This window comes from Thiocapsa sp. UBA6158 (genome assembly GCF_002423035.1).
Lineage (GTDB): Bacteria > Pseudomonadota > Gammaproteobacteria > Chromatiales > Chromatiaceae > Thiocapsa.
The window spans coordinates 1-13,592 of the sequence record NZ_DIUM01000010.1 but is presented as its reverse complement, the minus strand read 5'-3'; the positions used below and the strand labels follow the sequence as shown (position 1 = coordinate 13,592).

15 protein-coding genes and 1 riboswitch are annotated in these 13,592 nt (G+C 63.9%); of the genes, 7 read left to right on the top strand and 8 right to left on the bottom strand.

The features are described from left to right. Nucleotides 1-23 precede the first annotated feature (23 nt). Entirely contained in the window at nt 24-1,847 is a 1,824-nt protein-coding gene (oadA, locus tag B4N44_RS01885; RefSeq protein WP_296696318.1) for a sodium-extruding oxaloacetate decarboxylase subunit alpha, read from the top strand. Between the two features lie 129 nt (nt 1,848-1,976). On the opposite strand, the gene B4N44_RS01880 is transcribed toward oadA, so the two are convergent. The 6 genes from B4N44_RS01880 to B4N44_RS01855 all read right to left on the bottom strand — a co-directional run bounded on the left by B4N44_RS01880 (nt 1,977) and on the right by B4N44_RS01855 (nt 6,893). After that, a complete protein-coding gene (locus B4N44_RS01880) occupies nt 1,977-3,317 on the bottom strand; it encodes an MFS transporter (RefSeq protein ID WP_296696317.1) in 1,341 nt (446 codons plus the stop codon). Continuing rightward, nucleotides 3,314-4,537 (bottom strand): YbfB/YjiJ family MFS transporter, encoded by a 1,224-nt coding sequence (locus tag B4N44_RS01875; RefSeq protein WP_296696312.1) that lies wholly within the window; start codon nt 4,535-4,537, stop codon nt 3,314-3,316. Before B4N44_RS01875 ends, B4N44_RS01880 begins: the two co-directional genes overlap by 4 nt. After that, nucleotides 4,534-5,031: a DUF2919 family protein gene (locus B4N44_RS01870; protein ID WP_296696311.1), complete on the bottom strand. Its 498-nt coding sequence runs from the start codon at nt 5,029-5,031 to the stop codon at nt 4,534-4,536. Before B4N44_RS01870 ends, B4N44_RS01875 begins: the two co-directional genes overlap by 4 nt. A 73-nt stretch (nt 5,032-5,104) precedes the next feature. After that, nucleotides 5,105-5,479 (bottom strand): hypothetical protein, encoded by a 375-nt coding sequence (locus B4N44_RS01865; protein ID WP_296696307.1) that lies wholly within the window; start codon nt 5,477-5,479, stop codon nt 5,105-5,107. Between the two features lie 24 nt (nt 5,480-5,503). After that, nucleotides 5,504-5,752 (bottom strand): hypothetical protein, encoded by a 249-nt coding sequence (locus B4N44_RS01860; protein ID WP_296696305.1) that lies wholly within the window; start codon nt 5,750-5,752, stop codon nt 5,504-5,506. Nucleotides 5,753-5,843: 91 nt separating this feature from the next. Next, entirely contained in the window at nt 5,844-6,893 is a 1,050-nt protein-coding gene (locus tag B4N44_RS01855) for a thioredoxin family protein (RefSeq protein WP_296696299.1), read from the bottom strand. A 153-nt stretch (nt 6,894-7,046) separates the two neighbouring features. Then, nucleotides 7,047-7,213: riboswitch (yybP-ykoY riboswitch) on the top strand. 173 nt (nt 7,214-7,386) lie between these two features. Between B4N44_RS01855 and B4N44_RS01850 the strand changes: the two genes are divergently transcribed. After that, nucleotides 7,387-7,983, top strand: a complete 597-nt coding sequence (locus B4N44_RS01850; RefSeq protein ID WP_296696296.1) for a TMEM165/GDT1 family protein — start codon at nt 7,387-7,389, stop codon at nt 7,981-7,983. A gap of 31 nt (nt 7,984-8,014) precedes the next feature. Here the strand turns inward: B4N44_RS01850 and B4N44_RS01845 are convergent, their stop codons facing one another. After that, entirely contained in the window at nt 8,015-8,698 is a 684-nt protein-coding gene (locus tag B4N44_RS01845) for a hypothetical protein (protein ID WP_296696293.1), read from the bottom strand. 199 nt (nt 8,699-8,897) lie between these two features. Then, on the bottom strand, nt 8,898-9,293 hold the full coding sequence (locus B4N44_RS01840) for a DUF1640 domain-containing protein (protein WP_296696290.1): 396 nt from the start codon (nt 9,291-9,293) through the stop codon (nt 8,898-8,900). A gap of 122 nt (nt 9,294-9,415) precedes the next feature. On the opposite strand from B4N44_RS01840, the gene B4N44_RS01835 reads away from it, so the two are divergent. The 5 genes from B4N44_RS01835 (at nt 9,416) to B4N44_RS01815 (ending at nt 13,468) form a co-directional block, all read left to right on the top strand. Then, entirely contained in the window at nt 9,416-10,306 is an 891-nt protein-coding gene (locus B4N44_RS01835; RefSeq protein ID WP_296696286.1) for a metal ABC transporter solute-binding protein, Zn/Mn family, read from the top strand. Between the two features lie 44 nt (nt 10,307-10,350). Next, nucleotides 10,351-11,109 carry an ABC transporter ATP-binding protein gene (locus B4N44_RS01830; protein ID WP_349681052.1) on the top strand — a complete coding sequence of 253 codons (759 nt, stop codon included), beginning with the start codon at nt 10,351-10,353 and terminating at the stop codon, nt 11,107-11,109. Between the two features lie 4 nt (nt 11,110-11,113). After that, entirely contained in the window at nt 11,114-11,974 is an 861-nt protein-coding gene (locus B4N44_RS01825; RefSeq protein WP_296696283.1) for a metal ABC transporter permease, read from the top strand. 4 nt (nt 11,975-11,978) lie between these two features. After that, nucleotides 11,979-12,431, top strand: a complete 453-nt coding sequence (locus tag B4N44_RS01820; RefSeq protein ID WP_296696281.1) for a transcriptional repressor — start codon at nt 11,979-11,981, stop codon at nt 12,429-12,431. A 440-nt stretch (nt 12,432-12,871) separates the two neighbouring features. Further along, on the top strand, nt 12,872-13,468 hold the full coding sequence (locus B4N44_RS01815) for a DUF2796 domain-containing protein (RefSeq protein ID WP_296696278.1): 597 nt from the start codon (nt 12,872-12,874) through the stop codon (nt 13,466-13,468). Nucleotides 13,469-13,592 lie beyond the last annotated feature (124 nt).

Genomic DNA, 13,592 nt, shown 5'->3' with positions numbered 1-13,592 from the left:
CCGAACCAAGCCGAGATCGACACATGCCCAAGATCAACATCACCGATGTCATTCTGCGCGACGCCCATCAATCTCTGATCGCGACGCGTATGCGCACCGAGGACATGCTGCCGATCTGTCCAAAGCTGGATGCGATCGGTTACTGGTCTCTGGAGTGCTGGGGCGGCGCGACCTTCGATGCCTGCGTGCGGTTTCTCAAGGAAGATCCCTGGGAGCGTCTGCGCAAGCTGCGCGAAGCGCTGCCGAATACCCGGCTGCAGATGCTGCTGCGGGGTCAGAACCTGCTCGGCTACCGGCACTATTCGGACGACGTGGTGCGCGCCTTCGTCAAACGCTCGGCCGAGAATGGCATGGATGTCTTCCGCATCTTCGACGCACTGAACGACCTGCGCAATCTCAAGACCGCGATCGAGGCGACCAAGGCCGCCGACAAGCATGCACAGGGCACCATCTGCTATACGGTCAGTCCGGTCCATGACGTGCCGGGCTTCGTGCGCATGGGTAAGGAGCTGGCTGCGATGGGGTGCGACTCCATCGCCATCAAGGACATGGCCGGGTTGCTCACGCCCTTTGTCGCCGCCGATCTGGTCAAGGCCCTGAAGGACAGCGTCGATTTGCCGCTGCACCTGCATTCGCATGCGACCTCGGGCTTGGCGGACATGTGTCACCTCAAGGCGATCGAGAACGGCTGCGACACCATCGATACAGCCATCTCGTCCATGGCCGGCGGCACCTCCCATCCGCCCACCGAGAGCATGGTGGCCGCGCTTCGCGGTACCCCGTACGACACCGGCCTGGATCTGAAAGCGATCCAGGAGGTCGGCATGTACTTCTACCAGGTGCGCAAGAAATACCACCAGTTCGAGAGCGACTACACGGGTGTGGACACCCGGGTCCAAGTCAATCAGGTGCCCGGCGGCATGATCTCCAACCTGGCCAACCAGTTGAGGGAGCAGAACGCACTGGATCGGATGAGCGCGGTGCTCGAGGAGATCCCGCGGGTGCGCGAGGATCTCGGATATCCGCCCCTGGTCACCCCGACCTCCCAGATCGTCGGTACTCAAGCGGTGCTCAACGTCCTGACCGAGAAGCGCTACCAGACCATCACCAACGAGGTGAAGCTCTACCTGCAGGGCCGTTACGGGCGTGCACCGGCAACCGTCAATCCGACCCTGCAGCAGCAGGCGATCGGCAACGAGGAGCTCGTCGAGTGCCGACCGGCTGACCTTCTGAAACCGGAACTCAAACGCCTCGTCCAAGAGATCGGCGCGGTGGCGACCTCGGAGGAAGACACGCTCACCTACGCCATGTTCCCCGAGATCGGCCGCGCCTTCCTCGAGCACCGCGCCGCCGGGACCCTGCATCCCGAGCCGCTCGAGCCCCCGCCGAGCGCCGCCGGTACGCAAGCAGCGCCGACCGAGTTCAATATCGCCGTGCATGGCGAAACCTATCACGTCAAGGTGACGGGCGCGGGCCATAAGGGCGTTGCGGAGCGTCACTTCTATCTGGACATCGACGGCATCCCCGAAGAGGTCCTGGTCGAGACCCTGGACGAGGTTGTCCTGACCGGCGGTGCGGACGGCGCGGTGAAGAAGGCGATCGCCGGCAAACGGCCGAAACCGACCCAACCCGGCCACGTGACCACCTCGATGCCGGGCAACATCGTCGATGTGCTGGTCAAGGAAGGCGAGACGGTGACGCCCGGTCAGTCGGTCCTGGTCACCGAAGCGATGAAGATGGAGACCGAGATCCAGGCGCCGATCGGCGGAACCGTCACCGGGATCTTCGTCGGCAAGGGCGATGCGGTGAATCCGGACGAGGTTCTGCTCGAGATCAGCGGCGCTTAAACCGCGTCCGTCAGTGCATGCGGCATGTAAGGGCGAATTTATTCGCCCTTACTGTCTCTGTAGGTGTTCCGGGCATGCGTAATCGGGATGCCGACTCATGGAAATCGCCCAAGTTTTTGGACCATGGGTCTACCAGACCAACGCACCGGCGTCGTGGGCCTCGGCAACCGCACGTCCGCGACGCTCGTCGACGCGTAAAGCGACAACCAGAGCGATAGCGAACAAGAGCACGCAGAAGAGGATCGCGCTCTGCAGGCCAACCAGGACCTGCAGGAGCCCGATTGCGAGCAGTCCGAACATCCCGGACAGCTTCATGGACAGCCCCCAGAAGCCGAAGAGCTCCCCCGAGCGCGACAACGGCGAGAAGACTCCGACCAGGGTGCGGGTCGCGGACTGACAGGCGCCGAGGCTCAGACCCGCCACACAGCCGACCACCAGAAAGATGTACTGCGCAGACCAATCGCGTCCTAGGACGTCGCGCGCCAACTCGCTCAGGAGCGGCGTCAGATAGATGAGCGCGATCGCCAGCATCCACATCACCAAGGTGATCACATAGGTTCGCAGTGCACCGAGCCGATCTTGGATGAATCCGAATCCGAGTGCGCCGACGGCCGCGGTGATCTGCACCAGCACGAACATCAACGTTCGCACCGACTCGTCCCAGCCGATCACTTGCGCCCCGTAGATGAAGGCGTAGGCGATGATGATGTAGATGCCACTCATCGAGAAGAAGACCGAGACGAAGAGCACGCCCAGATCACGATGGGTGCTCAGATGGATCAGGGTCTGGCGGACCCGTGCGATGCCCATTTGCATAACGCCGGTTCCGGGCGGTAGGGCGCGTGCCCGACCGCGTTCCTGCACCCACAGAAAGGTCGGGATAGCCGCAATCAGGAAGAAGGCAGCGGCCCAGGGCCCGACCCAACGGATACGCTCGAAGTTCTCGGTGCTGACATCGCCCAGGACCAGCAGCACGAAGACCGCCGAGACCATGCCGCCGACATAGCCCAACGCCCAACCGAATCCGGAGATCTTGCCCAGATCTTCAGGTGGGCCAAGTCCCGGCAGAAAACTCGCGATGAAGGCCTCGCCGATCGAGTAGGCAAAGTTCGAGACGATCAGAAGCAGCACCCCGAGCAGGGCATAGCCCGGTGCAACGAAATAGAGCGCGGCCGTCGCGATGACGGTCAGCAGATAGCTCGCGAACAGAAAGCGTTTCTTGCTCGCCGTGTAATCCATGATGGCGCCCGCGACCGGAGAGCAGACCACCACCAACAGATAGCTGGTGGAGAGCGCCAGGCTCCAGAGCAGGTTGCCGAGACGATAATCCGGCGCATCGCCGACGATGACGCGCGTGAAGAGATCGCCGAAGACGACCGTGATGATCAGCAAGGTGTAGGCCTGGTTGGCGAAGTCGAACATCGCCCAACCGAAGATCTCGCGTTTCGATGCGCGGGTGCGTGTCGTCATGTCGGCCCTTGACGGGTTGGTGTGCTCGGCGGCGCATGCGGCGCGAGCCGGGTCATGATCTGCAGGCAGATGAGCCCCAGCACCATTAATCCGGCCACGACCAGCAGGGATCCGTCGAAGGTTCCGCTGATCTCCGCGACCTCGCCCGCGAGGACGGGTCCGAGGATCTGAGCGATCCCGTAACCGAGTGTCAGGCGCGCCATGATCTGTGCCGGATGCGCGGGATAGCGCACGCCGACCATGGTCAGAACCAAGGAGACGATGCCGATGAATGTGAAGCCGAACAGGACGGCACTGAGGATCGCGGCAACGAGCGATCCGCTGACGACCGGCAGGACAATCCCGATGATCTGCAGACCGTAGGCGACCTGGAGTGTGCGCAGATAACCCAGGCGGCGTGTGATGCGATCCCAGAGGATCGGCGCCGGGATCGCGGCCACGCCGACCAAGAGCCACATCCAATCGCCCAAGCCCTGCAGGAGCGGCTGCTGCTCGGTGATCAAGACCGTGAAGGTTGCATTGATGACATAGCCGAATCCGGCGCAGACGTAAGCGCCTTGGAGCAGCCATAGCCAGGACGCGCCGGGTTCGGGCGAGGCGTCGAGATGGCGGGGCGTGAGGGGTTGACCGCGATCGGGCGTGGGCAAGCCCAACCATGCCGGGATCAAAAGCACGGCGCCGACCAGCGTCAAAGCGAGCCACTGGCCCTGCCAGGACCAGAAGAGACCCGCGACCGCGACCACCAGGACGCCGACCACGATCCCCAATCCGATCCCGCTGAAATGCACGCCGAGCTCGCTGCGATGATCATGTCGGATCAGCCAATTGAGGATCAGACCCGAGCCCAGCATCAGCCCCGCGGCGCTGCTCAGCCCGGCCAGATAGCGGCTGACGCCCCAGAGGATCGGCGACTCTCCCATGGCCATCATGAGGGTCGTGATCACGGCCAAGAGCAGACCGCCGCGATAGAGCCGGTCCTTGATCCGAAGATCCCTGAGTCGACTGACGATCAAGACCCCGGACAGGTAGCCGAGATAGTTCCAGCCCGCCAGCCAGCCGGCGAGGGCCTCGCCCATGCCCGTCTCGCTTTGCAGGACCGGGATCATGGGCGTGTAGGCGAAGCGTGCCACGCCCAAGGTCAGGATCAGTGCGCAGATCCCGGATGCCAGAACGCTCCAGTGGCTCGGTTGATGGTCGGGTTGATGATCGAGATGTTTCACGCGTCGTGACGCCCCGGACAGTCCCGAACGACATCCGCGAGGAGGCGCGAGCGCCAAAGGTAGACCGGCACTGCGAGACTCACCAGCAGCGAGACCAAAAGGGGCTCGTCGATCGCATCGCGCAGCGGCAGGCTCGAGCCTGCCAAGGTCGCGACCAGGAGACCGAGATACATGAGGATCGACAGGGTGAGGATCTCCCGTGCACGTCGCCAGATCCGGCGCACCCAGTCCGGACAGGGTCGCCGCCGTCGGAAGCCGGCCGCCATGACGAGTGCCGCAGGGAGATCGGCGAGGATGAATTCGGGTCGCACGAGATTGCGCAGCACCTCGATCTCCTCCCCGGTCGTCGGCAGAAAGGTGATCCCCAAGAGCAGCAGATGACGCACCAGAAAGACCAGTGCCAGCCAAAGCGGAATCGGGGCCTTCAGGAGCAGGTCGTCATCATAGCGATGGCTGCCGTAGCGCGGCCGGCGATCCGGATGCGCGATGCTCATGACGCCCCCGCAGCGGACGACGATCGGTTTCCCGACGGGAGGCTACAGCACGTCGCCGAGAAGGTGAACGGGCTCAAGGCGGCGCCGCCTGGTCGAGCTGTGCATAGATGCAGTTCAATGCAGGGGTGTTCGTACCCGTCGGGAAGAAGCCGTTGATGTCGGTCGCGTAGGTTGTTCGATCGATGCGGCCGTCATACAGCTTGCTGGTCTCGTCGAGGAAATAGTCGTTGTCGTCGCCGTTACTGATGTTGATGACGTCGTTCAGGGGCTGATTGCCGAGCGAATGACGCCCGCAGGCGTTGGCGATCTGGTTATAGAACCCCTCTACACCCGGCTTTTCGATCAGGCTATCCGGTGCGACCAGGTCGCCGCCGCAGCCCGACAGCGCCCACATGACGCCGGCCACGGCCAAGGTGCTCCGCACGCGAGTGCGCTCGAGTGTTGGCATGAGTCGTTTTCCTCGGGTTGACACTCATCGAATCCAGCTTGGGTCGAACGGATCGGGCTGAAACGGGCGCTGTTTGGCAACGCCGTACGCCAAGTGATGCACGGACTGAAGAAAATTCAGTTCCGCCCAGGCATCCAGGGGCCACCCGGTACGGTCTCCGCGTTTGTCGAGCAGGAGATCGGAGAACATCTCGTCAAACGCGTGGGGGTCGCCCCAGACCCGATCGAGGCGTTTGATGACATGTGGAAACCTCTCCTCCAAAACGGAGAGCATGGCCGTGACTCCTCAATGGTGCGTGGCGCTCTCGGTGAGCGTCGTCGGTGGCCTCGATCCAAGAGGCGGTCGTCCCCGTGTGCGGAGCGCCTCACTCGTCGGCGATCGAGACGTCCTCGCCGGCTGCAGTGAGTTCGGCGGTCTTCACGTCGATATAGTCGAACGGGTTGTCGGGGTAACGCTCGTAGTGTCGCCCGGCGACATACTCCAGGACACCGCCGAAGTGGTAGCGGTAGAGCATGCTCTCGATACGGGTGATCTCGCGCCCACGGTCGAACAGCACGATGCTCGGGGTGTATTGGATGCCCAGAGACTCGGCGAGCGCCTTGGGCGTGGTTGCGTTGCCCATGGGGTCGACGATGGGTGACTCCGATCGGGTGTCGAGACGCACGAGGGTCAGACCCTTGAGGATGTCCCGGATCTCGGGGTCGGCGAGGTGTCCGTCGTGCAGGGCATCGCAGGCCACGCAGGCGACGTCCTCGAACAAGAGGGCGAGGGGACGATCGGCGGTGCTCGCGAGATCCTCGATCGTTTGGATCTGCGGATGCTCTCGGAAGCTGTAGAGCTCGACCGTGCGTTTGGCCGCGGCATACTCGTTCAGCGTTTGTTGCAGGTAGGCCCGTTCCTGTACATAGTCGAGGACGACCTTGAAGTCATCGCGATTGCGATAGCCGCTGACGCGCGCGACCGGCCGGTTGGATGCGTCCAGAAACACGACGGTCGGGGTGAAGCGCACCTGATACAGTTCAGCCACCTCCTTCTCCGACATCGACATCTCCTCGGTCACGGCCACCTCGCGATCGCCTTTCGTATTCAGCGCGATGACCTCGAAATGCTCCTGGATAAAGTCGCGGTAGGGCGAGGTCGCGAAGTTTTCCTGGATCAGCTTGTAACAATAAGGGCAACCGTTCATCTCCATGACGAGGATGAGGTGCTTGCCGGATTCGGCGGCCTCGTTCACGTCCTCGGGGAGATCGAGAAAACTCTCTTTGAACCAGCTCGGATGGCTGAGCATCTTGGCGCCCGTGACCTCGCCGGTCGGGGTTTGGTCCTGCGCTGCGGCGTGAACTGCGCAGAGCGCTGCAAGCAGCGCGCAAAGCGGCAGAAGCCTTGTCGGGGATTTCGGTGTCGTGCCGAGCATCGAGAGCGTCTCCTGTACGGTGCGTTCGGTTGCCGATCCTAACCGGGAGTGCGGTTGCCGCGAAAGGTTCGGTATCTCTTCCACAGCTCTTCCGCGCTACTCCCGAGACGCAAGAGCCGTTGACAGGTCCGCGGCAGCTCGCTAAATTCGCGCCCTCTTGAGGGGAGTAGTCGCCCTTGCGTCGTGGCCTGTGTCATAAGCAAGGGGCTCGTGTCAACACACTTGGCGGTGACGCCATGGCACGCGCGGCCGGTCGGCTTGACGAGACCTTGGGTGCGGTGTCATGTCCGGCGAGGGGTCGGGCGTGTGATGCCGTGTCCTCGGTTTTCTCGCCCGACCCCCAGCGACATCACTCTATGCATCATCTTCCCGCGCTTTCTCGCCGCCCGAGACGCCTCGTCTCCGCGTGCCGTATCCTCTGCTCTGCGCCCCTGCCTTGCGGCGAGCCTCGATCGCTCATCGGCGCCATCGGCTGTGCGCGGAGGGCTTCGCGATGAGCGATCTCGCCCTGTCCGAGCTCTCCGGGTGGCTGTGGGCCGCGGCCACGACCTTCGGCGTGATCTTTCTGGCCGAGTTGGGCGATAAATCCCAGTTGGTCTGTATGACCTTGGCGGCCCGTCATCGTCGATGGCCCGTCTTGATCGGTGCGGTCGCGGCCTTCGTCGTCCTGAACAGCCTTGCCGTCGTCTTCGGCGTGGGGCTTGCGCAGTGGATCCCGGAGCGCGTCCTCGCGGGCATCGTCGCCATCCTGTTCGCCGTCTTCGGGGTGCTCGCGTTGCGCGCCGAAGAGGCCGACGAGGACGCGCCGCAGCGCAACTGGAGCCATCACGGCATCGTCATGGCGACCTTCTTGATGATCTTTCTTGCCGAGATGGGTGACAAGACCCAGCTGGCGGTCGCCGGTCTTGCGGTCACCCTGCCGCCCTTGGCCGTTTGGGCCGGTGCAACCCTGGCCTTGGCGCTGACCTCCGCGCTTGGGGTCTGGGTCGGATGCCGCCTGTTGCAGGTGATGCCGCTGCATCGACTCCATCAACTGAGCGGGGTGTTGTTTCTGGTTCTCGCCGGTCTCGCGCTGACCCGCGTCTTCTGATCGGCGGATCCGTGTCGGCGTGTCGGGTCAATCACACCAAAGGACCGACATAAGTCCCGAGGAGAAGCACCGCCGATGCGGCAACCGTGATCAGCACGTTGTCGTCGATGGGGCCGAACTCGTAGCGCTCGATCCAGGTCGCCACGATCGCCGAGATCAGGCCCCAGACCGGGATGGCGGGCTGCGCAAGCCCGCCGATGATCCAGCCCAGGGGCGCGCAGACGATGAGCATGAAGAGATTGCCGATCGGACTCTTGGAGCGACGCCGTACCAGCAGGTTGCGCGCGATCCCGGTCACCCCGTCGCCGAACGCCATATAGAGCGCCGGAAGGATCGCGAGCCAGGGATTGTCGAGCAGCCACCAGAGGATCGCGACCGAAAGGGCCCACATGAGGGCGAATTTGACATCGTTGCGGTTCTCGTCCGTCTGGAACCAGTAAAACCGCAGACCGGAGGCGTGGGCGCCGTAGGTGAGCAGGGTCAGCAGGAGCCCGCAGATCAGCGGATACCAAGGGCTGTCGAAGACCAAGGGGACCATCAAGGACCCGACGCCGCCGGCGAGCATGTGCACGATCTTGCGGTTGTAGTAGACGGCGCGGATCGGCTCCATCCCGCGTGCGACCATGGCCCGGTAGGGGATCCTGGTGACGAAGAGCACGCCGAGGACGTAGAGGCTGAGGCCGGCGGCCCAGAGCAATTGCGATGAGGTGGTCATGTGCTGAACCGCGTCCAAAGTGAGCCCGAGCGTTGTCGGAGAGCCGACTCGTCGAGGAGGCGACGAGCTGGCGCGTCGACGCGGCCTGAAGAGAAAGATCGAAACACTTGAGCCGCATCCGCTCCCGCGGTCCCGAGCCTGTCCAAAGCCGAATCACGCGACGAGGGCGCATATCCCGCCGGACACAGCTCAACGCGGCTCAAAGCAGCTTGACCAGCGCAGCCATCGCGCCGACCTGCGCGAACATGAGCGGAATCAACCACAGCAGGAGCGTGTTGCGACTGCGCTCGATGGCAGTCGTCATCTCGCCGCGCAGATGTTGGATCTCCGTCTTGACCTCGCCGCGCAGCTGCTCGATCTCGGTTTTGACCTCGCCGCGCAGTTGCTCGATCCGGATGGTGAGATCCGCGCGCACCTGCTCGATCTCTCGCGTCAGTCGCAGCTCGGACTCGCGCAGATGGCCCTGGGTCACCAACTCGGGCAGGTGCGGATAGCGCTCTTCCAGACGTTCAAAGGCTTCGGCGATGACTCGCGCACGCGCCCGTTCATCCGGCGCGCTGGCCAGGGCTTCGTAAAGCTCGACAACAGAGCTCATGGCAGGCCTCCTTCCGTCAACCGATCGTGCCGACAGTGTATCCGAGGTCGGTGCGAAAGCGGGAAACGCCGAGACCCTGGTCAGTCGGCGCGAGACGTTATACTGTATCCGACTGTTTGACGATGGCTCCCCCCAACGAGGGCAATTCACCGATGCTGCGTCGCCTCTTACCCATCCTGGTCCTGATCCCCGGCCTCGCGTCCGCCGCGGATCCCTTGACGGTCTTCGTCAGTGTGGCCCCGCAGGAGACCTTCGTATCGCGCATCGGCGGTGAGCACGTTCGTGTCCAAGCCCTGGTCAAGGCCGGTCAAGACCCGCATGCCTACGAGCCGACCGCGCGTCAGGTTGCGGCCTTGGCCGATGCGGATCTCTATGTGCGCGTCGGTATCGGCTTCGAGGAGGCCTGGATGCCGCGCCTCCTGGCCGCGAATCCGAGCATGCGCCTGCTCGATGCCCGAGACGGCATCGCGGTTCGCCCCGAGGACGCGGGTCACGATCACGGCGATCACGACCATGACCACGATGCGATCGACCCCCATGTTTGGACCAGCCCCGCGCGCGTGAGGATCATGGCCGCCCGAATCCGCGAGGCTCTGGCCGATCTGGCCCCTGCATACGCTGCCGACTTCGCTGCCGGCTACGAGGGTTTCGTCGCCGACCTGGACGCCCTCGATGCCGCGATTTGCGCGCGGCTCGACGGGGTCGAGAAGCGTAGATTCATGGTGTATCACCCTGCTTGGGGCTATTTCGCCGAGGACTACGGGCTGGAGCAGGTTGCGATCGAGCGGGAGGGGAAGGAGCCGGGCGCGCGTGCCTTGACCGCCATGATCGAGCAGGCTCGGCGCGACGGCATCCGGGTCATCTTCGTGCAGCCGCAGCTCAACCCGGCCGCCGCCGAGCAGGTCGCGCAGGCGATCGGCGGACAGGTCGCCGTCATCGACCCTCTGTCCGGCGATTACTTCGCGAATCTGCGCCGGGTCGCCGACCTCATCGCGGGGGCGGAAGAGTCGTGACCCCGGACGGCGCTCTCCCGAGTGAGACCTCGATCAAGGATCCCGTGATCTCAATCCGCGACCTCGGCTTCTCCTACGGCGAGTCGCCTGTCCTCGAGGGTGTCGATCTGGACGTCCTCGACGGCGAGTTCGTCGGCCTGGTCGGTCCCAATGCCGGCGGCAAAAGCACGCTTCTCAAGCTGATCCTCGGACTCCTGGAGCCGCAGCAGGGGCGCATCCGGGTGCTCGGGCAGTCGCCGCGCCAGGCGGTGCGACGTGTCGGCTATGTGCCTCAGTTTCCGACCTTTCCACGAGACTTCCCGATCTCGGTGGAACAGGTTGTTCTGACCGGACGCCTCGGCTTCGGGCCGATGCTCGGCTGGTATCGGGCGACCGACCGTGCCGCGGCGCACCAGGCGCTTGCGGAGGTGGAGGCAATGGATCTCGCGCATCGACGCATCGGCACACTCTCGGGCGGTCAGCTGCAGCGCGTTCTGCTCGCGCGGGCCCTGGTCGCAGAGCCGGCGATCCTGATCCTGGACGAGCCCACCGCCAACATCGACGCGCGCATGGAAGGGGATATCTTCGACCTGCTCGCGCGACTCAACGTGCGGCTGACCATACTGGTCGTCTCTCACGATATCGCCTTCATTTCCGGTTACGTCGATCGCGTCGCCTGCCTCAATCGCACCCTGGTCTGCCATACGACCGAGCGCGTCGACGGCGACCTGATCCATCAACTCTACGGCGACAACGTCCGTCAAGTCGCGCATGCGGGAGCCGGCCACGGACACGCTCACCACCTCGGCCAACAGGGGCACTGATCCGATGCAGGACTTTATCCAGGCACTCGGCCAACACGCCTTCCTGCAAACTGCCCTGCTGGCAGGACTCCTCGCCAGCCTCGGCTGCGGCGTGATCGGGACCTTCGTGGTGGTCAAACGTATCGCCTTCATGGCCGGGGGGATCGCCCATTCGGTCTTGGGTGGCATGGGTGCGGCGCTCTATTTCGGCTTCGATCCCTTGCTCGGCGCGCTCGCCGCCGCCGTGCTCTCGGCCCTGTTGATCGGCCTGGTGCGGCTCGCCTGGAACGCCCAGGAGGACACCCTGATCGGTGCGCTCTGGGCGATCGGCATGGCGATCGGGATCCTCTTTATCGCCAAGACACCCGGCTATACGACCGACCTCATGAGCTTTCTGTTCGGCAACATCCTGCTGGTTCCGCGCCGCGAGCTCTGGTTCATGGCCGGCCTCGACCTGGTGCTTCTGGTCACCGTCATGCTCTTCTACCGACAATTGCTTGCCGTGACCTTCGACGAGGAGTTCGCCCGACTGCGCGGCGTGCCCGTCGCCTTCTTCTATCTCCTGCTGCTCTGTTTGGTCGCGGTGACCGTGGTCTTGCTGATTCAGGTCGTCGGCCTGATCCTCGTGATCGCGCTGCTGACCCTCCCTGCGGCGATCGCCGGCCACTACGTCCACTCGCTCGGCGGGATGATGCTGATCGCGACCCTGCTCGGCGGGGTCTTCACCTCCGCGGGTTTGGCGCTCTCCTACGGGCCGGACCTGCCCGCGGGACCGACCATGATCTTGTTGGCCGGGAGCGTCTATGTCGTCTCCGCCGTTCTCAGCCGGGTTCTTGCGCGGCGCCGAGCGCGTCGGCGTCCGCTCCTGACCGCAACGGGAGTGTAGGCGGATGGCGTCCACATCCGACGACGCAGTGCTCGATCGCGCCGATGTCCTGTGTCGGGCGCGCGGCGTGAAACTCACCGCCCAGCGTCGCCGAGTCCTCGCGATCCTCTGCGCGTCGCCCCGTCCGTTGGGCGCTTACGAGATCCTCGATGCCATGCGCGAGGGCACCCGGACGCTGGCCCCGCCAACCGTCTACCGCGCGCTCGACTTTCTTCTCGAGCAGGGTCTGGTGCACAAGCTCGAGAGCCTGCATGCCTTCGTCGGCTGCAGCCATCCCGAGCATCCGCACTCGAGTCAGTTTCTGATCTGCAAGACCTGTGGCGCGGTCGCCGAGATCGAGGACGAGGCGATTGCACGCAGCCTCGGCTCCGCGGCCAGCATGAGCGGTTTTCAACCGCAGCGGCGCGTGGTGGAAGTGATCGGGACCTGTGCAGGGTGTGCGCAAAAAGGGCGTTGAGTTACGCCTCATCAACACATCGAACGACGACAACGACAACGACAAGGACGACAGCGCTCAACGCGTTGGCCTCGCTCGTAAGACCGGCCACCCGAAACATCAGCCGCTCGTGACATCCGCTCTGCGGTGTCACGCATGCACTTGGCGCTCTGTGCCACGTGCCGCGATGGCCGGCGTTTCGAGCAAAGCTGACGTGTTGACGGACTCGTTTAACGCATTGGTGAACTGTTCCTAAACCGCGTCCAGAGCGACATGCGTAGTTTTCATTGTTCGTTTAGCTTCGGAGATATCCTTGATCCCAGTGGGACGCGGTTTAGAATTTAAGATTTTCAATACTTTAAACCGCGCCGGCTCCGACAGTCGTCGGAGCCGGCGCGGCCAAGCCATCCAACAAGTTACGCATACCGCACCGGGCGCGGTTTAGCCATCGAGGAGACAATATGAATCGAATCCGCACCACCGACGTCGCCTCCTTGACCGCAATCACGATGTGTCTCGCCGTCGCGAATGCCCCGGCCGAGGACACCGAGCAGCGTCGACAGGGCGCGCATGTCCACGGGATGGCCCACATGACACTTGCCGCCGAGGGCAACAAGGTCCTGATCGAGCTGACCAGCCCCGCGGCGAGTCTGATCGGTTTCGAACGCGCACCGCGAACCGACGATGAACGTGCCACTCTCGCGCTGGCCAGGGAAAATCTGGAGGCCGGCGATGCCATGATCCGCCTGAACATCGAGGCTGGTTGCCGGTTGGAGACTGCGGAGATCGATGCCGGGTTTGCCGATGCCGGGCAAGGCCGCGGGGCGGAGCACGCGCACGATCACGACGTCGGTCAGGGCGCGGACGGGCACGCCGACTTCGTCGTGCACTACAGCTTCGTCTGCGACAGACCCGAAGCCCTGGGCTCGGCCGCACTGGGCCTCTTCTCGGGTTTTCCGGCCTTGGAGCGTGTCCTGCTTCAGTACGTGACCGCGGAGGGGCAGGGTGGGGCGGAGCTCACCCCGCGTGTGCCTGTCGTGACCTTCGTGCCGCTCTAAACCGCACCCGGTGTTGCGCCGGACGGTTTTAGGGGCTGCGAGACGGTGCGCGACAAACGCTGCTGGAGTTGGCGCGGTTTAGGTGAAAGCGATTTTTGATAAGGTGATTAGCGTCGTTCCTCAG

Bases quoted from the DNA above. Each gene is read 5' to 3' on its own strand.
- B4N44_RS01880 (WP_296696317.1), bottom strand. From the start codon at position 3,317: ATGACGACACGCACCCGCGCATCGAAACGCGAGATCTTCGGTTGGGCG.
- B4N44_RS01870 (WP_296696311.1), bottom strand. From the start codon at position 5,031: ATGAGCATCGCGCATCCGGATCGCCGGCCGCGCTACGGCAGCCATCGC.
- B4N44_RS01860 (WP_296696305.1), bottom strand. From the start codon at position 5,752: ATGCTCTCCGTTTTGGAGGAGAGGTTTCCACATGTCATCAAACGCCTC.
- B4N44_RS01865 (WP_296696307.1), bottom strand. From the start codon at position 5,479: ATGCCAACACTCGAGCGCACTCGCGTGCGGAGCACCTTGGCCGTGGCC.
- B4N44_RS01850 (WP_296696296.1), top strand. From the start codon at position 7,387: ATGAGCGATCTCGCCCTGTCCGAGCTCTCCGGGTGGCTGTGGGCCGCG.
- B4N44_RS01855 (WP_296696299.1), bottom strand. From the start codon at position 6,893: ATGCTCGGCACGACACCGAAATCCCCGACAAGGCTTCTGCCGCTTTGC.
- B4N44_RS01815 (WP_296696278.1), top strand. From the start codon at position 12,872: ATGAATCGAATCCGCACCACCGACGTCGCCTCCTTGACCGCAATCACG.
- B4N44_RS01820 (WP_296696281.1), top strand. From the start codon at position 11,979: ATGGCGTCCACATCCGACGACGCAGTGCTCGATCGCGCCGATGTCCTG.
- B4N44_RS01835 (WP_296696286.1), top strand. From the start codon at position 9,416: ATGGCTCCCCCCAACGAGGGCAATTCACCGATGCTGCGTCGCCTCTTA.
- B4N44_RS01845 (WP_296696293.1), bottom strand. From the start codon at position 8,698: ATGACCACCTCATCGCAATTGCTCTGGGCCGCCGGCCTCAGCCTCTAC.
- oadA (WP_296696318.1), top strand. From the start codon at position 24: ATGCCCAAGATCAACATCACCGATGTCATTCTGCGCGACGCCCATCAA.
- B4N44_RS01825 (WP_296696283.1), top strand. From the start codon at position 11,114: ATGCAGGACTTTATCCAGGCACTCGGCCAACACGCCTTCCTGCAAACT.
- B4N44_RS01840 (WP_296696290.1), bottom strand. From the start codon at position 9,293: ATGAGCTCTGTTGTCGAGCTTTACGAAGCCCTGGCCAGCGCGCCGGAT.